General features: G+C 61.5%; 15 protein-coding genes. 3 read left to right on the top strand and 12 right to left on the bottom strand.

Annotated features, from left to right (window positions below; genetic code table 11):
• Positions 1-8 precede the first annotated feature (8 nt).
• Genes ACQUTG_RS05375 through folE form a run of 3 tightly spaced genes read right to left on the bottom strand, consistent with a single transcriptional unit; the run spans position 9 to position 1,427 of the window.
• A complete protein-coding gene (locus ACQUTG_RS05375) occupies positions 9-437 on the bottom strand; it encodes a CoA-binding protein (protein WP_428918387.1) in 429 nt (142 codons plus the stop codon).
• A gap of 20 nt (positions 438-457) precedes the next feature.
• Positions 458-832 carry a dihydroneopterin triphosphate 2'-epimerase gene (gene folX / locus ACQUTG_RS05370; protein ID WP_343813469.1) on the bottom strand — a complete coding sequence of 125 codons (375 nt, stop codon included), beginning with the start codon at positions 830-832 and terminating at the stop codon, positions 458-460.
• Positions 833-857: 25 nt separating this feature from the next.
• Positions 858-1,427, bottom strand: a complete 570-nt coding sequence (folE, locus tag ACQUTG_RS05365; RefSeq protein WP_343813472.1) for a GTP cyclohydrolase I FolE — start codon at positions 1,425-1,427, stop codon at positions 858-860.
• A gap of 197 nt (positions 1,428-1,624) precedes the next feature.
• On the opposite strand from folE, the gene ACQUTG_RS05360 reads away from it, so the two are divergent.
• Positions 1,625-2,545 carry an alpha/beta fold hydrolase gene (locus tag ACQUTG_RS05360; RefSeq protein ID WP_428918386.1) on the top strand — a complete coding sequence of 307 codons (921 nt, stop codon included), beginning with the start codon at positions 1,625-1,627 and terminating at the stop codon, positions 2,543-2,545.
• On the opposite strand, the gene ACQUTG_RS05355 is transcribed toward ACQUTG_RS05360, so the two are convergent.
• Positions 2,542-3,612, bottom strand: coding sequence for a GGDEF domain-containing protein (locus ACQUTG_RS05355; RefSeq protein WP_428918385.1), 1,071 nt, complete (start codon positions 3,610-3,612; stop codon positions 2,542-2,544). The genes ACQUTG_RS05360 and ACQUTG_RS05355 overlap by 4 nt on opposite strands.
• 176 nt (positions 3,613-3,788) lie before the next feature.
• Between ACQUTG_RS05355 and ACQUTG_RS05350 the strand changes: the two genes are divergently transcribed.
• Entirely contained in the window at positions 3,789-4,871 is a 1,083-nt protein-coding gene (locus tag ACQUTG_RS05350) for a patatin-like phospholipase family protein (protein ID WP_428918384.1), read from the top strand.
• 48 nt (positions 4,872-4,919) lie between these two features.
• Positions 4,920-5,168 (top strand): CDGSH iron-sulfur domain-containing protein, encoded by a 249-nt coding sequence (locus ACQUTG_RS05345; protein ID WP_428918383.1) that lies wholly within the window; start codon positions 4,920-4,922, stop codon positions 5,166-5,168.
• On the opposite strand, the gene ACQUTG_RS05340 is transcribed toward ACQUTG_RS05345, so the two are convergent.
• The 8 genes from ACQUTG_RS05340 to ACQUTG_RS05305 all read right to left on the bottom strand — a co-directional run bounded on the left by ACQUTG_RS05340 (position 5,165) and on the right by ACQUTG_RS05305 (position 18,364).
• Positions 5,165-6,166, bottom strand: coding sequence for a PAS domain-containing protein (locus tag ACQUTG_RS05340; RefSeq protein WP_428918382.1), 1,002 nt, complete (start codon positions 6,164-6,166; stop codon positions 5,165-5,167). The two genes, ACQUTG_RS05345 and ACQUTG_RS05340, sit on opposite strands and share 4 nt — an antisense overlap.
• 91 nt (positions 6,167-6,257) lie before the next feature.
• Positions 6,258-7,070, bottom strand: coding sequence for an iron chelate uptake ABC transporter family permease subunit (locus ACQUTG_RS05335; RefSeq protein WP_428918381.1), 813 nt, complete (start codon positions 7,068-7,070; stop codon positions 6,258-6,260).
• Positions 7,057-7,845: a zinc ABC transporter ATP-binding protein ZnuC gene (gene znuC, locus ACQUTG_RS05330; protein WP_428918380.1), complete on the bottom strand. Its 789-nt coding sequence runs from the start codon at positions 7,843-7,845 to the stop codon at positions 7,057-7,059. The genes ACQUTG_RS05335 and znuC overlap by 14 nt, the downstream gene beginning before the upstream one ends.
• Positions 7,838-8,329, bottom strand: coding sequence for a Fur family transcriptional regulator (locus ACQUTG_RS05325; RefSeq protein WP_428918379.1), 492 nt, complete (start codon positions 8,327-8,329; stop codon positions 7,838-7,840). The genes znuC and ACQUTG_RS05325 overlap by 8 nt, the downstream gene beginning before the upstream one ends.
• Positions 8,330-8,404: 75 nt before the next feature.
• Positions 8,405-8,866: a chemotaxis protein CheW gene (locus ACQUTG_RS05320; protein ID WP_428918378.1), complete on the bottom strand. Its 462-nt coding sequence runs from the start codon at positions 8,864-8,866 to the stop codon at positions 8,405-8,407.
• Between the two features lie 11 nt (positions 8,867-8,877).
• Positions 8,878-9,930: a chemotaxis protein CheB gene (locus ACQUTG_RS05315; protein WP_428918377.1), complete on the bottom strand. Its 1,053-nt coding sequence runs from the start codon at positions 9,928-9,930 to the stop codon at positions 8,878-8,880.
• A complete protein-coding gene (locus tag ACQUTG_RS05310) occupies positions 9,930-17,453 on the bottom strand; it encodes an Hpt domain-containing protein (protein WP_428918376.1) in 7,524 nt (2,507 codons plus the stop codon). The genes ACQUTG_RS05315 and ACQUTG_RS05310 overlap by 1 nt, the downstream gene beginning before the upstream one ends.
• 11 nt (positions 17,454-17,464) lie before the next feature.
• Positions 17,465-18,364, bottom strand: a complete 900-nt coding sequence (locus ACQUTG_RS05305) for a CheR family methyltransferase (protein WP_428918375.1) — start codon at positions 18,362-18,364, stop codon at positions 17,465-17,467.
• Positions 18,365-18,381 lie beyond the last annotated feature (17 nt).

Here is an 18,381-nt window from a genome sequence, read left to right as displayed (position 1 = left end):
ATCGCCCCTCAATGGCTTTTGGTGATGCCCAGGCGCGGGATGTCCTGTTTCGGGCAGCGGTCCATCACCACCGTAAGACCGGCGTCCTCGGCCCGGGCCGCACCCGGCTGGTTGATGACGCCGATCTGCATCCATACCACGGGAATTTTCAACTCGATTGCCTGGTCGATGACTGCATCGGTACGTTCGGGGGCCAGGAACAGGTCTGCCATGTCCACCGTCTGCGGGACGGACTTCAGGTCTGGAAATACGGTCTCGCCCAAAAGAGTCTTGCCGGCCAACCGGGGATTGACCGGGATCACCCGGTAGCCCTGGTGCTGGAGAAATTCCATGACCTCATGGGAAGGCCGGTTGGTCTTTTCGCTGGCGCCCACCAAGGCAATGGTGTGCACGTTTTCCAGGATGGAGCGGATCTGTTCCGGGGAATTGCTGGGCATGGAAGCTTCTCTGATACGGATTAACGGTGCGCCTCAAGGCACACAGACACGGATTCGGCATAGCGTAACGCGTGGGGCTTGTCGATTTCCACCTGCGCCCATTGTACCGCCTCGTGCTCCATGACAATGCTCAGCACTTCATGGGTCAGACGTTCCAGCAGCGCAAACCGGTTGCCATCCACATGAGCGATGATCTGTTTGGTGATGGTGCGATAATTCAGCGCCGCCTCAATCTCGTTCTGGTGAATGGCATCACCGGCATCGTAAGTCAGCTCAACGTTGATTACCACGTCCTGCTGGTTGTTGATCTCTTCTTCCTTGATGCCAATATAGGCGCGCAGCAACAGGTTCTTGATACGCACCCGGGCCTGTTTATTGCCGATAACGTCTGTCATACGGTCTTCCTTACCCGGTGGGGGCTCAGCGGTTGTTGCCGATCAGGTTGAGGAACTCTGTACGGGTCGCCTGGGATTTCCGGAACTGCCCCAGCATCATCGAGGTTTTCATGCGGGAGTTCTGTTTTTCCACGCCGCGCATCATCATGCACATGTGCTGCGCCTCGATCACCACGGCAACACCCTTGGCGTGGGTGACACTCTCGATAGCCTCGGCGATCTGCCGGGTCAGGTTTTCCTGGATCTGCAGACGACGGGCATACATGTCGACGATGCGTGCGAACTTCGACAGGCCCAATACCTTTCCCTGGGGCAGGTAGGCAATGTGGCACTTGCCGATGAATGGCAGCATGTGGTGTTCACACATGCTGTACAGCTCGATATCCTGGACCACCACCATTTCGTCCATGGCCGATTCAAATACGGCATTGTTGACCAGGTCGCCGAGATCCTGCTGGTAGCCTCGGGTCAGGAACTGCATGGCCTTGGCCGCGCGCATGGGGGTGTCCTGCAGACCTTCGCGGTCGGGGTCTTCGCCGAGTCCGTCAATGATGGCACGGTAGTGGCCCGCGAGGTCGTCAAGGAGTTTGCTCATAATCGTTTCCGGTTGGCTGTCACTTTCAAGGGCCAAAGCTTAAGGCAATTCGCCCCTCATCTCTACGCTTTACGCAGCTGGCGGGAGAAAAGACCACTTTGTCGGAATGCCATGCCGACAGGCACGTGCAGCCTATGGCGGGTTCCGGTTCTTTGCTTTAAAGTTTCAGGCATTCAGTCACATGTCGGGGACGACCCATGGATCACGTGATAGCCGGAACCGGGGCAGGTGCCCAGGTGCGCGAGGCGGAGAGTCTCGAGGGATGGCAGCAGGGAGGCAAGTGGTTCAGCTACGGCGGCCACGCCATTTTCAGCCGGATGGCCGGTCAGGGCGAGCCGTTGGTGCTCCTGCACGGGTTTCCCACCGCCAGTTGGGACTGGAGCAGGATCTGGCCGATGCTGGTCCAGCAACACTCGGTACTGGTGCTGGACATGCTGGGTTTTGGCTTTTCCGACAAACCCACCGGTTACCATTACAGTATCGAAGATCAGGCGGATCTGGTTCAGGGCTGGCTTGAGGGGTTGGGGCTGGGCTCGGTGCACCTTTTTGCCCACGATTACGGTTGCAGCGTGGTCCAGGAGTTGCTGGCCCGGGATCAGGAGGAGCGACTGCATTTCCGGATCGGTTCGGTCTGTTTCCTCAATGGCGCACTTTTCCCGGAGGTCCACAACCCGTTGCTGATCCAGCGGGTGTTGCGCAGTCCTCTGGGTGGCCTGATCAGCCGTGGCCTCACCCGTCGCGCCTTCGAGTACAACTTCCGGCGACTGTTTGGCCCCCAGAATCCGCCGGATCGCCAGGACCTTGAGGATTTCTGGCACCTGCTGACCTACAACAACGGCCGCGGCATCCTGCACCATCTGATCCAGTTCATGGAAGAGCGTCGCTGTCACCGGAACCGGTGGGTGGGTGCGCTCCAGTCGGCCCGCCAGCCCATGCGGCTGATCTCCGGCACCGCAGATCCGGTCTCCGGTGTCGCCATGGCCAGGCGTTACCGCGAGCTGATCCGGGAGCCGGATGTGGTCAGCCTGCGCAATGTTGGCCATTATCCCCACTTTGAAAGCCCCTGGGACGCGTTCACCGCATACCGGGATTTCCGCAAGCAGGTGGCTAGCGATTAGCCGGTAACGGGGTCCGGAATTCCGTTGTCGGGTTCAGGGGTACTGGCGGGCTCCGGTCGGCCGGCATTGATCACCTGGTTACGTCCGCGGGACTTCGCTTCATAAAGTGCCTGATCGGCCCGGTTCAGCCACACGGACCAGGTTTCGCCCCGGCTGACTTCCGCCACGCTGGCGCTGGCGCTCAGCTTGATATTGTCGAGAAACGGTTTGCCGCTGATGCCGGCAAGCAGCTGGTGGGCCAGGGTATTGGCATCCGGCTCGCCGGTCTCTGGCAGCACGATCATGAATTCCTCGCCGCCGATCCGGAACAGTTTGTCGTTTTCCCGTAATCGTTTGCGCAACCGCAACGCCATTTCCTTGAGGACCTTGTCGCCGGCCAGGTGTCCCCATTGGTCGTTGATGCTCTTGAAGTAGTCCAGATCGAGCAGGACCAGGCTCGATATCCGGTCATAGCGCTCCCGCATCTGTATCTGACTGTTCAGCACATCGGAGAGCTGGGACCGATTCAGGCACCCGGTCAGGGGATCCGTAGTTGCCAAACGGGTGAGTTCCTGCTGGAGCTTACCTACGAGCCAGGCGAAAATCCCGGCAAACAGGCAGGTCAGTCCGAGAGAGAAGGTAATACGCCAGAAATCTGCCTCCGGAAATTTCAGGAATGACACCACGGCCATGGTTGCGACAAAGACCATGTTGCTGACAACGGCCTCATTCAATGGCAACAGAAAAAACAGCGCGGTGGCCGCAGGATAGGCCCAGTACAGACCGGCATGGCCATTTATGCTGGTGGAGTAGGCGGCACAGATCACGGCCAGCAGCGGGAACAGCCTCCCTTTCAGAAAATAGCTGCCCCTCAGGCGCAGGAAGGCAATCACGAGCAGCGCATTGAGGCAGAACAGGAAAAGCAACCCGGACAGCACACGGTGGTCCTGCTTCCACTGCACCAGCACCAGCGGAGCCACGGCTATGAATGCCCAGAAGTGAAGGTGATACACCAACTGGCGCTTGAACCCGAGAACCGCAAGGGTCGGGGTTGGTGCCAGCGAACTGTCGGACGGCGTGATGTTCAAAACCTTCTCCCGGTGGTGTTCCAAGCTTACATTCCGTGAAAGCATGCAGGTCCGCTCTCGATCTCTGCTTATTAATGAAGCAGAAAGCGCGGTTTATGGCCACCATTAGTTTTGTTCAGTTGGCCGCTACTCATGCCTTTCGATACACTCCCCGGCACTGAAACAGGGAGTCTGCCATGACCGCCATCCATACCCGAGTTCCGGCCCTGACTGTCCGGGCCGGTCGCCGAGCCCTTCAACGGCTCAAAGACAAACCGTTGGCGCCAGAAGATGTCCATGTAATACCCGGTGCCGCCGGCGGTCCGAAAGCGCTCGGCATCAGCGGACTGGACCAGGCGATCTTCGGGGACTGGCTGCCCGGGGCACCGCAGGAGCGGGCCCTGATTGGCTCCTCTATTGGCAGCTGGCGTTTTGCCGCGCTGGCCTCCTCGGACGACCCCAAAGCGCAGCTGGCACGCCTGGCGGATCTCTACACTTCCCAGCGCTTTGCCAAGGGCGTGAGTGCGGCGGAGGTGACCCGCAAGAGCATCCAGTTCCTGGAGGAACTGCTTGGTGGCCGGCAGGAGTACATCCTGAACCACCCCTGGTATCGACTGAATATTGTCGTGGTGCGGAGCCTGGGTCTGCTGGAGCACGACACCCGGGGCCGGCTCGGACTGGGGCTGATGAATGCCATCAGTGCCAACATGGTCAGCCGCCGACATCTGGGCCGCTTCATGGAACGGGGCATCATTCACGATGCCCGCCTGAAAACGCCGGTATCCAAACTGGTGGACTTCCCAAGCCACGAGGTGGCCCTGACCAGTGACAACCTGCTGCCGGCCCTGCTGGCCTCGGCATCCATCCCGCTGGTGATGTCCGGGGTGCGTAATATTCCCGGTGCACCGGAAGGTGTCTACCGTGATGGCGGTTTGCTGGATTACCACCTGGATCTGCCTTACCAGCAGCCGGGTGTGATCCTGTACCCGCACTTTACCGACAAGGTGGTGCCCGGGTGGTTCGACAAGTCGCTGCCCTGGCGCCGGGGCGATGCCAACCGCTTGCAGGATGTGCTGCTGGTGGCCCCCTCTGCCGAGTACCTGCAGACGCTTCCGGACCGGAAGCTCCCGGACCGCAAGGATTTCGAGAAGTACGTGGGTGACGATGCCGGCCGGGAGCGTTCCTGGCGCAAGGCGATTGCCGAGAGTGACCGGCTGGGGGATGAATTCCTGGAGCTGGTCGAGTCAGGCCGCCTGGCAGATGTGATCAAACCGTTGTAATAGTGTTGGCTATACTGAACCGACAGAGTCGGTAAAAAGGGAGGATCCATGCCGGACCAGGAACCCAGGATTGCAAAGAAAAGCCCCTACGCCGTGCAGGTCGAAGGCGGCAAGAACTATGTCTGGTGCGCCTGCGGACACAGTGACAACCAGCCCTTTTGCGACGGGTCCCACAAGGGAACCGGATTCACACCGGTGACATATACCGCCGAGAAAACCGAGTGGATCTGGTTCTGCGGTTGTAAACGGACCGGCTCGCCACCGGTGTGTGACGGCACCCACAAGACGCTGGACTAGTCGCTGGTCTTGCCTGTGGGTGTCGCGCTCAGGCGGTACCCCATCAGACCGTGGACCGGGTCCTTGAGCGCCCTGATGCGCACGGCCACGGGCAAAGGTGCATCCCGGTTCCTGACCAGAAGATCCAGGTCAATCCGTTGTGCCTGGTTGTCGTGGCGCGTCGCCTCCAGGGTGCGTTGAAAGTTGTCCCGGAAGGGCGGCGTCACCAGATCTTGAAACGGCTGGCCGGTCAGATCCGCTGGCGCCTGTTCCAGCAGGGAGGCGCTTTGCGCCGAGATAAAGCCGATTACGCCATGGTCGTCGAGTTCGGCAATCAGGGCCCCGGACAGAGTGACCAGATCGCGACTGCGTTCCTCGCTGTCGTTGAGCGCCTGGCGCAAAATGGTCTTTTCCACCTGCAGGTTGTTGATTTGCTGATCGGCCCCCTGTTCCCTCCGTTCCAGTTCCAGGATTCGCCGTTGCAGGTCATGCAGGCGCCGGCAGAGCATGAGCGCTAACCCGGCAGCGACCAGGGTCAATGCAAGGCCGACCATCCAGGTACGGGTCCGGGCCTGATTTGCGGCCTTCCCCAGCAGCGCCGACGTGGGCACCGTGGTCAGCATCCAGTGGTAATTGCCGGGTTGGACCTCGGTGCGCAGGGCAAGGGTGGGATCCAGTTGACCTTCAGCCTGTAGCTGCAAGATGGGAATCTTGCTGTGCCGTTGCAGCGTGTCGATGCGCAACCCCAGCTGGTCCGGTAGCGTGTCCCCGAGAATGACGGGGAGCCAGCTCGCCGGCGGGGTGTCGCTGTCCAGGTAGGTCGGCGCATTGGCCAGCAACTGATTGACGATGGCCTGGTGCTGGGCACGGTAGCGCGCGTCAGCCAGCTCCCGTGCCTGGTCGGCTTTCAGATTTGCGGTCAGGGCGGTGGTGATCAGCCCGGTGACCAGGATAACGAGAGGAATCCAGAGCGCGGGCCAGAACAATGGCCCGGTGCCAGGGGCAGAACGGCTCTCCATGCGTCAGTCTCCCCGGGAGCAGCCGGTGGCTCCCGATCCAAAGCTGCGTCGATGGTTACACCATAGACCAGCCCGAGGGGCATGGGAAGAATCAGGTCGCGGTTCTCGCCGTAGTGCTATAGGTCACCAGGAAGGCCAGAAAAGCGGTCACCACCACCGAAGGACCGGCTGGCGTGTCCAGGTGCCAGGACAGCGCGAGGCCCCCACCGACGGCGACAAAGCCAAAAACCATGGCCAGCCCCACCATGTGCTCTGGTGTGCGGGCCAGCCGCCGTGCCGAGGCGGCTGGGATGATCAGCAGAGCGGTAATCAGCAGCACGCCGACGATTTTCATGGCCACGGCGATGACCAGCGAAAACATAAGCATCAAGACCAGCCGCAGCCGCTCCACCGGGAAACCTTCCACCCGGGCCAGCTCCTCATGAATGGTGCTCATCAGCAGGCCTCGCCACAGAGTAACCAGCAGCACGAGTATGACCACGGCCCCGCCATAGATCCAAAACAGGTCATCCCGGCTCATGGCCAGCAGGTCGCCGAACAGCAACCCGGTCAGATCGACCCGCACATCCGGCATGAAGCTCAGGGTGACCAGACCAATGGCCAGGGCACTGTGGGCGAGGATCCCGAGCAGCGTATCGGTGGCCAGGGCTCGGGTTCTCGAGAAGGCCACCAGAACCAGGGCGATGACCACGCAGGTGATGATGACACCGACATTCAGTGGCACGCTGATCAGGAAACTCAGGGCAATGCCCAACAGTGCGGAGTGGGCCAGGGTGTCCCCGAAATAGGCCATGCGCCGCCACACCACGAAGCAGCCGAGGGGACCAGCGATCAGGGCGACGCCCAGGCCACCGATCAGGGCGCGCCAGAAGAAGTCGTTGAGGACGCTGTCAATGATGGGCATGGTTGCAGCTGTCTCCGTGGCTATCGGCTGAGGATGGATGGCCGAGGACGACGTCTCCGTGCAGGTTGTGGCGGTGGTTGTGGTGGTGATGGTACACCGCCACCGATTCGGCCACCGATCGGCCGAAGGTTTCGATGAAGGCCGGGTCCTGGGAAATATCGGCGGGAAAGCCGCTGCAGCAGACATGCTGGTTCAGGCAGATGACCTTGTCGGTGGCAGCCATGACCAGATGCAGGTCATGGGAGATCATGATGACGCCGCACCTGAGTTCATCGCGAAGCTCCCGGATCAGTTCATAGAGCGCCGCCTGGCCGTTGATGTCCACACCCTGGGCCGGCTCGTCCAGTACCAGCAAGTCCGGTTTCCGGGCCAGCGCCCGGGCCAGTAGCAATCGTTGTTTTTCACCACCGGACAGATGATGGACCGAGGCGTTGATCAGATGTTCAATACCGGTCCGTGCCAGGGCGTTCCGGCATTCGGTGCGATTGCGGCCACTCAGGGCCATGAAACGCTTGACGCTCAAGGGCAGGGTGCCTTCCATCTGAAGGTTTTGGGGCACATAGCCGATCACCAGACCTGGCGCCCGTTGCACCTTGCCTCCGGTGATTGGCTGGAGGCCCAGCAGCGCCTTGATCAGGGTGGTCTTGCCGGCGCCGTTGGGGCCGATAATGGTGATGATGTCGCCGCGATGGACACTCAGGTTGACCCGGTCCACGGCGGGACGGTCATCGAACCGGACCGTGAGGTTGTCCAGAGTCACCAGGGGATCAGTCATGGCGGGCCTCCGACTGGCACCTCGGGCACAGGCCGGCGATCTCCAGGGTCACCTCCTCGGCCTTGAAGTTCTCGGCTTTGGCGGCGCCCTCGATTGCTCCGGAGACGACGGGGGCTGTAAGTTCCAGGACATTGCCGCAGCTCCGGCAGATCAGGAACATGCCGGTGTGGTTCTCCCCGGCGTGGGCACAGCCGATGAAAGCATTGAGAGAGGCAATCCGGTGCACCAGTCCATGTTGCTGGAGGAAATCCAGGGCCCGGTAAACCGTCGGTGGTGCCGCATTCTGGCCTTCGGCGGTCAGTTCCGCCAGAACGTCATAAGCCCCGAGGGGCTTGTGGGATTGCCAGATCAGTTCCAGGACCCTCTCCCGGGTTGGCGTCAGGCGCGCGTTACGGGCCCGGCAGATGGCCCGGGCATCAGCCAGTGCCTGGCTGACGCAGGCCTGATGGTTATGGGGGCGATAGGGAAGTGCTTGGCTTGCCATGACGGGAATCCTGGAAAGTTTGATACATTATAACATTTCCAGGGTTCCCTGCCATGATCGGGCGGGAGTGGGAAGCTAGCGGCGGGCTGAGCGTGCCAGGGATTCCAGGTATTCCAGGTTGGGAATCCACGCCTCCTCGCTCTCCACTTCGACCTTCATCAGGTCTGCCGGGCCAGTGTCGCCTTCAAGCTGGTTAACTTCCGCTTCAGTCAGGCGAGCCTGGCTCGGAATCCCCTGGGTGACCAGCGCCATGAACGGTACTTCATTGTGATGTTCGCCAATGGTGTTCAGCACCACAATCCGGCCCCGGTTGTCGCCCGGCACCATCAGGCTGCCGCCGTTGGCGGCATCGTAGGAAATCACCGGCAACTCCAGGCCTCGCCAGTCGAGATAACCGACCAGCCAATCCGGGGTGTTGGAACCGGCTTCTTCACTGGCATAGTCCACAACTTCGGCAATGGAAACGTTGGGCAGTAACAATTGCCGACCGGTCATCGGGATCATGACGCAGGGGAGGGTTTGACGGTTTTCTGGCATCGTTTCTGTCCTCAGGCGGAATCGCGTTTCTGCCGGCCTCTGAGCAGGCAGGATTTTTCAATGGTTTTGATCAGTTCCCGGGCCAATTGCTCGGGAGTGCCGGTAAAGCTGGCGCAGCCGGTGGCGGCCACGGAATCCGGCATGGAACTGTTGCCGCAACTGCTGCTTTCCTGGACCCAGATCCGGCTGCCAAAGGCTTTGAGGATGGGCGCGGCCAGGGCGCCATCGTTGCCCATGCCGGAAAAGAGGATAGCATGGCAGCGGGCCCGGTAATGGTCAGCCACATTGAGCAGTACCTGGTCGATGGACGGGCCGTACGGCCCAGGCCAGGGTTTGTTCACTTCGGTCAGCGCGCCGTTACTGTCCAGCCGCCACTCGTGTTCGACCGGCATCAGCACCACATCTCCGTTGCGGACCCGGTAGCCTTCCTGTGCCGGTTTGAGCCGGTAGTAGGCATCACGGCCCAGGACTCGGGTCAGCACCCCGGTGAAATTGTCGTCGATATGCTGGGCATAGATAAACCCCGCGGGCAGTCCCTGCGGCAGGTGATCGAGAAAGGTTTTTACCGCTGCCGGCCCGCCCAGGGAAGCACCCAGAATCCAGACCTCTTCGGCAATGGAATCGGGGGCTGCAGGCTTGATCCAGTGGGGCAGTTCGGGCTTGCTCTGTGGTACCGCTGGCTCGTCTTCGAGCTTTTCGAGCGTCGTCTCCGAGTCCAGCTCCTCCAGATGGCCAAGTTGCTTTTCCAGTTTTCCCAGAAGCCGACGCTCCCAGCGGAAATAATCGGTGCTGCCGGGCTTCGGGGCCTGATCCAGTCCAAACAGGACCGGAGCCTCGGTATTGTCCAGCAACAGATCGAACAGCGCAGGGTGGTCGGCCTCGTCTTCCAGCGTGATCAGCCAAAGATCCGCCTCGGGAAACTGCGGCTGGTATTCCAACCGCTGGGGATCTCCACAGAAGGAGATCTCGAGTCCGAACTTGGCCGTTGCGGCCTGCAGCCGGTGTCGCTGCAGGACCACATCGGACACGATTCCGACCCGGGGCCGGCCTCCCTGGCCGGCCATTACTCGGTTCCGGTCAGCCGCTTGATGGTCTCAAGCAGCTCGGTTTCCTGGAACGGTTTGCCGAGGTACTCGTTGACGCCGATTGCCAGGGCGCGCTCGCGGTGTTTCTCCCCCGTCCGGGAAGTGATCATACAGATCGGCGTTTCCCGCAGGTTGTCGTCGTGGCGAATGAAGCTGGCCACTTCGAAGCCGTCCATTCTCGGCATCTCGATATCGAGCAGGATGATGTCCGGTTTGTGATCCTGCAGCTGGGCAACCGCATCCAGGCCGTCTTTGGCGGTGAGTACTTCCATGCCGTTGCGTTCGAGCAGACGGGAGGTAACCTTCCGCACGGTGACCGAGTCGTCCACCACCATGACGGTGGTGATCTGCTCTTCGTAGCGGGCGGCTTCCCGCGCCTTCTCCAGGTTTGCCAGACGCTGGCGGTCGGACAGGATATCCGAACGCAGCATGGCCGGGAGATCGAGGATCACCACCACGTTACCGTCACCGAGGATGGTCGCACCGGAGACCCCTCGAACCGAGCTGAACTGGGGACCGAGGGATTTGACCACGATTTCCCGGCTGCCCATCAGGCTGTCCACCTGCAGGGCCATGGGCTGTTCGGCACCACGCACCAGGATCACCGGCAGTGGCAGTGCCTGGCCCTGGAGTTTGGGCTGGTGGTCACTGTTGAGCAAGCTGCCCAGGTACTGCAGACGGTACTGCTGGCCGGCATACTCGTACATCGGCGCATCCGGCTTGTAGTATTCCTCCAGCTCGTAGGTACTGACCCGCACGATACCTTCGATGGTGTTCAGCGGGATGGCGTAGAAGTCTTCACCGGTCGTTACCATCAGGGCGCGGTTCACGGATACCGTGAACGGCAGGCGCACGGTGAAGGTGGTGCCCCGACCGACAGTGGAATCGATATCAAGGCTGCCGCCAAGCTGTTTGATCTCGCTGGCCACCACATCCATGCCGACACCGCGGCCGGAAATCTGGGTGACCTGCTCGGCGGTGGAGAAGCCCGGTTGCAGAATGAACTGCAGGACTTCCCGTTCTGACAGGTCTTCATCGGCCCGCAGCAATCCCTGGCGGATAGCCTTGTCGCGGATGACCCGGGAGGGAATGCCCTTGCCGTCGTCAATCATCCGCAGCACCACGTCGCCCCCTTCCCGGGTCAGGGACAGGGTCACTTCTCCGATTTCGGGCTTGCCGGCATTCCTGCGGTCTTCCGGAGCTTCGATGCCGTGGTCGAGTGCGTTGCGCAGCATGTGTTCCAGGGGCGCGACCATGCGCTCCAGGATGTTGCGGTCCATCTCCCCTTCCGCGTTACGGACATCGAAGTCCACCTTCTTGCCCAGCTCGCCACTGATCTGGCGGACGATCCGGCGCAGGCGGGGCACCATGGAGGCAAACGGAATCATCCGGGTCTTCATCAGACCTTCCTGGAGTTCCGTATTGATCCGGGACTGCTGGACCAACAGTGTTTCGGTGTCCCTGACCCGGTCAGCCATGGTTTCCCGGAGGTCCGCGAGGTCCGAGGAGGATTCGGTCAGGGCCCGTGACAGCTGCTGGATGGCGGAATAGCGGTCCATCTCCAGAGGATCGAAGTCCTCGCCATAGTCCGGTCCGTGCTCCTGTTCGGCTCGGAACAGGATCTGGGCTTCGGTCTCGATCTCCATCCGGCGTAGCTGTTCCCGCAGACGCTCGATGGTGGCGGCCATTTCATCCAGAGTGTGGCCGAAGTCACTGGTCTGCTGCTCCAGTCGGCCACGGGTGATACTGGTCTCACCGGCCAGGTTAACCAGCTCGTCCAGCAACGGTGCCGAAACCCGGATAGTTTCCTGAACCCGCTGTACTTCCGGGGCTTTTTTCCGCGGTTGAGATGGCGCTTTGGCCGGCGCTTTTTCCGGTTTTAGTGCCGGAGCTGGCGCGGCCTCAGCCTCGGGCTCAGGTCCGGCGGCCGGGGTTTCCTCGGCCTGGGCAGGACCGGCCTCGGGCGCGGAAGGTCCCTCCGGTTCAACTGCACCGCCTTCGAAGCGACGGCGAACCTCGCCGACCAGGGCAATGATCGCATCGTGATCGGCGGTGATGGTCTGCCACTGGGCGTCGTCCGGAGCGTTGCCACCCAGGTCGATCAACCGGGTCTCGAAGGCATGGGCCTTGTCGCCAAGTTCGGTCAGCTGGGCCAGACGTGCACCACCCTTGAGGGTATGCAGCGCCCGCTGGGCTTCCTGGTTGAAATCGTGATTGCCGGGGTCTTTCCGCCAGTTCTCGAGCACTTGCTCGAGCTGGTCCATGATCTCGCCGGCTTCTTCCAGGAAGATCTCCAGTACTTCCGGATCCACAGAGTCAGTTGTGGCCGTTGCGGATGCCTCAGCGCCGGACGTGTCGGCTGCCCCATCCATTCCGGCGGACCGGAAAGCCTCGACCAGATCATGCCTGGTTTCGGGTTTATTGCCTTCTTCCAGGGCGGCCAGCATGGTTTTCAGGCTGGTATTGGCTTGTTCACTCAATTCCAGCAGGGCATGCTGGTTGTTGGCGCCGCCAATCAGGGGATCCAGCGCCTCGGCCCAGGCTTCGGCCAGCTCGGCAATGGGGTCGACATCTGAAAGTCGGGCACCGCCCTTCAGGGTATGGAGCTCCTGCTGGAGCTGGGTCACCCCGGACAGTTCCTCCGGTTCATCCTTCCACTGGGCCAGGCATTCATCGATGGCCGCGTGTATTTCCAGACCCTCGTCGAGGAAGATGCCGATCAGGTCGTTGTCGGAGGCCGTCTCCAGGTGCTCCTCCAGACCGGATTCGGCGCCAGGGCCGGTCTGCTCCCCGGAGACTTCCGGCGCCGGGGTGGCCGGGGTTTCACCGCGGATGACCGACTCCACCTGGGCTACCAGGTCGGTTGCTGGCGGGCAGGGTTTCTGGGTCGCGACCTGCTCAACCATCTGGGCCAGACGGTCATGGCAGGCAAACAGCAGGTCCGTCATTTCCTCGGACGCAGCCAACCGGCCCTCGGCAACTTTTTCGAACAGATCCTCAAGCACATGAGTGAGGTCGCCGATGGCGTTGACGCCGGCCATGCGGGCACCCCCTTTCAGGGTATGTACATCGCGCTGCAGTTCGGCGGCCACCGACGTGTCGGAGGGGTTTTCGCTCCAGGTGTGCAGAGCACTGCCGGTGGAGTTGATCAGGTCATAGGCCTCTTCGAGGAAGATGCCCACCAGCTCCGGATCCAGATGGGAAAGGTCTGTCGGAGCCTCTTCCGCCGGTTCGCGGGTAGTTTCTTCCGCGGCGTCCTGCGTTGGTGCCGTGGCTTGTTCGGGTTCTTGCTCCGGTTCGGGAGCGGCTACATCGGTAACCGGCCTTGAACCGGTGGCGCTGCCCATATAATCCTGGATCTCGGCAATGAGATCCGGGGCCGGCCTTGGTGTCTCACTGTTCTCCAGGGCCTCAACCATGCCGGCGAGCCGATCATGACTGCGGAACAGTAGGTCGGACAGCTGGTCATTGATGGACAGCCGCTGCTCGGTCAGGCCCTCGAACAGGGTTTCCAGTTCATGGGACAGGTTACCTACCGCAGGGATATCGGCCAGGCGGGCGCCGCCCTTGAGAGTATGCAGATCCCGCTGCAGCAACCTGAGGATGTCCAGGTTGCTGTTATTTTCACTCCAGTTCTGCAGCGCTTCAGCGGTGCTGTCAATCAGATCGCGGGCCTCTTCCAGGAAGATCTCGGCCAGCTCCTGATCGAGCTCGTCGTCCGATTCGTCAGTTTCCGGAAGCGGTAGCTGATCGGTTTCGGTATGCCCCTCGGGACCAGCCTCCGGCTCGTCCGGACTATCGGTGTCGAAGCTCAGGTCAATCTCTTCGAGCTCGTCGCTGAACTGTTGCTCGAAGGTCTCCGGTGTATCGGATGCATCGATGCCGGCTGTATCGACCGGCTCGCTCACGCCTTCGGCCAATGTCTCGATACGGGCCAGCAGCTCGGGATCGGAGCCGGTGGCAAGGCCGGCAGCGACCTGATCCATCATGTCGATCAGTTGCTCATGACCGGCACGGACAGTGGTGAAGAAATGCTCATCCGGCGCCTGATGGTCGTCGGCGACCGCCACATAGGCGTTCTTCAGGGCCCCGGCAAGCGCCGAGACATCGGTGAGACCGGCATCGGCCGCTCCCTCGGTCAGTTGTTCCAGTTCGTTCCGGAGCTGCGCCAGCGCGACGGTTTCGGTCGGATCGGCTGCCCACTGGTCAAGGATCTGTTCGGCGTCGAGGACAATATCCAGGCCCTCGTTCAGGAACAGGCGCACGAGTTGTGATTCGGCCTGTCGGGTCGGCTCCCAGGTGTCGTCCTCGGCAGTGGCTCGGAGGGTGGAGCGGCTGATGCTCTCAAGCCTTTCGAGGAATTCGTCGGTGCCCGCCAGTGGTGCTTGCGGGTTCTGCCGAATCTGGGCCAGACCCCGGGTCAGGAAATCGCAGGCCTGCTCAATCAGCGCGATCACTTCCCGATCAGCCCGCTTGTTCTGGGCGCGGGCTTCTTTTACAAAGCGCTCAAGCGGGGTGATGACCTCGGCAATGGGCGTAATACCGGCGGTATGGGCACTGCCCTTCAGGGTATGCAGGGCCCTGGACAGGTCGTCGGTATAGGTGACGGTGGTCTTGTCGCCGATCGCACCAAGGTAGTCCTTGAGGGTTTGCAGGTGGGTTTCGGTTTCGCTCTCGAAAATGTCGAGCAGGACCGGGTCCACACCGCTGTCGTCGGCTTCATCGGTTTCGGCGGCGGTTTCATGTTCCGTTTCGGCGGCCTCTGTGCCGGCCGGCATGGCACCGGTGTCGGGGATCTCGCCGTTGGCAAGGGTGTTGGCACGGGCCTCCAGAACCGAGGTGTCCGTCGAGGGCGCACGGCGTTTTTCGAAGTCTTCGATCAGCGGCGGCAGTGCCTCGGTGACATCTTGCAGCAGGGCGGCAATGTCGTCGTTCATCAGAATCGAGCCGTCGATGGCGCGATTGAGCATGTTTTCCACGGACCAGGCCAGCTCACCGACCATATTGGCGCCAACCATACGGCCGCTGCCCTTGAGGGTGTGGAAGGCGCGGCGGACTTCCGTGAGCGCGCTGCGGTCATCGTGCTGTCGCAGCAGCATCGGCAGGTACTCACGGATGGTATCCAGGACCTCACCGGCCTCTTCGACGAAGATCTCGAGGATTTCATCATCGATCAGGTCGTCATCGTCGCCTCCGGCCGGCGCTTCGGGAGCAGGAACGGCTTCCGTTTGTGCTGGAGTTGCGTCGGTGACCGGGGCTTCGGCGGACTCAGGGGCCTGGGTTGCCGCTGGTTGCTCGGCATCAGTGCGCCGGGTATCGGCCATGGCTTCGGCACGCTGGATGAGGGTATCGACCTGGCCGTCCGCCTCACCTTTCCGGAATTCCTGGATCAGGGTCGGAATCCGGGCATTGACCTCATCCACCAGGGTGAACAGATCGTCGGTCGGTTTGATGGTCTGATCGATAACCCGGTTGAGCAGATTTTCCACCGACCAGGCCAGTTCGCCGATACTGGTGGCGCCCACCATGCGGCCACTGCCCTTGAGGGTGTGGAAGGCCCGACGGACTTCGGTCAGGGCTTCACGGTCGTCGTGGTTCTGGCGCAGACGCGGATAGAAATCGTGGATGGTCTCCAGGACCTCCCCGGCTTCCTCAACGAAGATCTCCAGGATTTCGTCGTCCAGCAGATCGTCATCGGATTGCTTGGCTTCCTCCGGCGCGGCGACCGACTCCCCGGCAGGGCTCTCCACCTCTGCCGGCACTTCCGGCTCCGCTTCCGGGGCATTCCAGGTGGGCTCGGCACCGACCGGGAATCCGAGAGAAGCCAGGCTGTCTTCGGCGACCTGCAGTACAGCATCGTTTTCGCTGATACCCTCGGCCAGCCGTTCCAGGTAGTACTCGATACTGGTGACGGCGTCGGCCAGGGTGTCCAGCTGTTTCCAGTCCGGCACCTGTTTGCCACCGAGAAGAACATCGGTGATGTAACGCTCGGCGGATTCAAGCATGTCCGCCACGCGATCGAGAGGAATCAGCGCCAGACCGCCGCGAATGCTGTGCAGCAATTCCGGGACGTGCTCAATCTCACGGGTATCCCATTGGGACGCGATAAAGTTCACGATGGCAGACTTGACCTGCTCAAGGGTGTTGCGCGACTCCCGCAACAGGGCAGAGCTGGCCTCACCCAGTTCACGGGAGCCCAGGTTGATCGCGTCGCCGGGACGCGCCTGGTCCTGGGCCTCGACCTGACGGTCGGTGTCGAGGCCGGCCAGGCTGGCCTCGACGTACAGCAGAGCGCCGGCTATATCCATCAGGGTGCCGTCGTCCACCAGTTCCATCTGGTCGCTGAGTTTTTCCACCAGCTCGATCTGCTCGGTCACCACCTTGCGGGGAATACCCAGGCCGAGCACGGCGAGGGTGTTGGCTACCTGGCGCAGGCCGGGCAACAGATCGTCCAGTTCGCTGTTCTGGCGCAGCTCGGAGCGCACGAACAGATCGAGCTGGTCCTTGAGCTTGGCCAGCTCTTCATTCAGTGCGCTGACCACCGAGTGGATCGCCTCACGGCCCGGCCCCGATACCCGGGTACGGGCGGCATCGACGTCATCGTCCGATGGCAATGCCATGTTGAGCTTGTAGTCATTACGCAGAGCCTGGACCTGCGGCGTGTCCAGGTCCCGGGCACGGGCCACATAGTAGAGCAGGTGCTTGAACAGCGCTTCCGGGGCCTGTTGCTGCAGGACATTGCCCTGGCCGTCGGTGAGCAGACGGATTTCGGCATCCAGTTCCCGCAACAGGGACTTAACGGCTGCGTTGACCGGGTTCGCATGGGCCTGGAGGGTTTCCACGAAAGCACTGGCGGCTTTCCACAGTTCGCCGCGCGGTGTGTTCTGGCACAGGCGGGCAAGCCGTTGGATGACCTTCTGCAGGTAACTGAACTGGGCATCCAGATCTTCCTCGCGGACCACGCCCGCCAGGGCGAACTGGTACATCTGCCGGAGCTTTCGGATATGGCCGAGGACTTTCGGATCCTGAAGGCGCCGGGATGTGGTACCGCTGACACTCATCTGCGCCCGGCTGAGATCCGGCTTGAACAGCGAGGTATCGGAAAGAAGGGCTTCGCCCCGGGCTGCCCGGAGATCGTTCAGCATCGGCAGCAGCACCATCGGGAAATCATCTTCGCTGCTGGTCAGGTGCTCCAGATACTGGGGCAGCTGCAGGATGGCCTGCATCAGGATATCAACCGCCTCGTCCACATTGCTGACGGACTCGTTGAGGATCGCCTGGGTGAGCTTTTCCATCTCTTCGGTGAGCAGTGCCGCACCATAGAGTTCCACCATCTGCAGGGTGCCATGCACCTGATGGAGATAATTCAGGCAGAAGCGCAGGCGCGCGGTGTCGTCACGATTCTCGACATACGCTTCCAGTGCATGCTGGCCTTGGGTCAGCGTGTCCTGTATTTCTCCCCGAACCCAGTCGAGGGCGATGCTGTCATGGTGATTGCCCATAACCACTCCGGTTATTCTTCGTCGGCCTGGCGTTTGATCCACGCCAGAACATGTTCCGAGGGTACCCGCTGAAGGCCGGGTGGTTGCCAGTCGGTCAACTCTCCCTGGCCGAGCACCAGTAATCCCCCCGGTGCCAGTCTTTCTGCTAACCGCTTCACGATCTCCCGCCGGCGCCAGCGGCGGAAATAGATCAGCAGATTCTGGCAGAAGATGATGTTCATTCCGTGCATGGGTGCGGTGTCCAGATCCAGAACATTGAGCCTGGTGAAACACACCCGATCGCGGATGCTCTTTACGATTTCGACCGTATTCCGCTCGGCGGGGCGGAAATACCGGTCCTTGAGCACTTCGTCCATGCCCAGTAATTTCCGGGCGCTGAACTGGCCCCTGCCAGCCTTGTCGATGGCGGGCTTACTGATGTCGGAACCGGTGACCCCGAACAGGGGCTGTATTGCCAGCTGGTTCATGCACTCATTCAGTACCATCGCCAGCGTATACGGCTCCTCGCCGGTGGAGCATCCGACGCTCCAGGCCTCCAGAGCACGCTTTCTCAGCTGCTCACGCGGTCGCGTCAGGACATAATCGGACACCATCCGGAAGGCGTCGGGATCCCGGAAGAACCGGGTTTCCTGAACGGTCAGCCGGTCCACCAGGATCGCCCACTCCACCACGGCGTCCGGGCCGGATACGATCTTCTCGTAATAGGCCTGGTAGCTGCTGCAGCCGATCTCCCGCATCCGGATTCCGATATTGGTCTCCAGGAACGAGCGCCGATCGGCCGACAGGGTTATCCCGGTGCGGTGCTCCAGCAGGGTCTGCCACTGGTGGAACTGCGCCGCATCCATATCCGGAAGGCGGCGCATTGACCAGATGCCTTCGGCGGGTGACAGGTTGTCGTGCGTATGCGCCATAAACTGTCAGCTGCCCC

The sequence above is a fragment of the Marinobacter sp. DUT-1 genome, from assembly GCF_050379415.1.
GTDB lineage: Bacteria > Pseudomonadota > Gammaproteobacteria > Pseudomonadales > Oleiphilaceae > Marinobacter.
The sequence above is the reverse complement of the archived record's forward strand: the minus strand, read 5'-3'. Positions and strand labels throughout refer to the sequence as shown.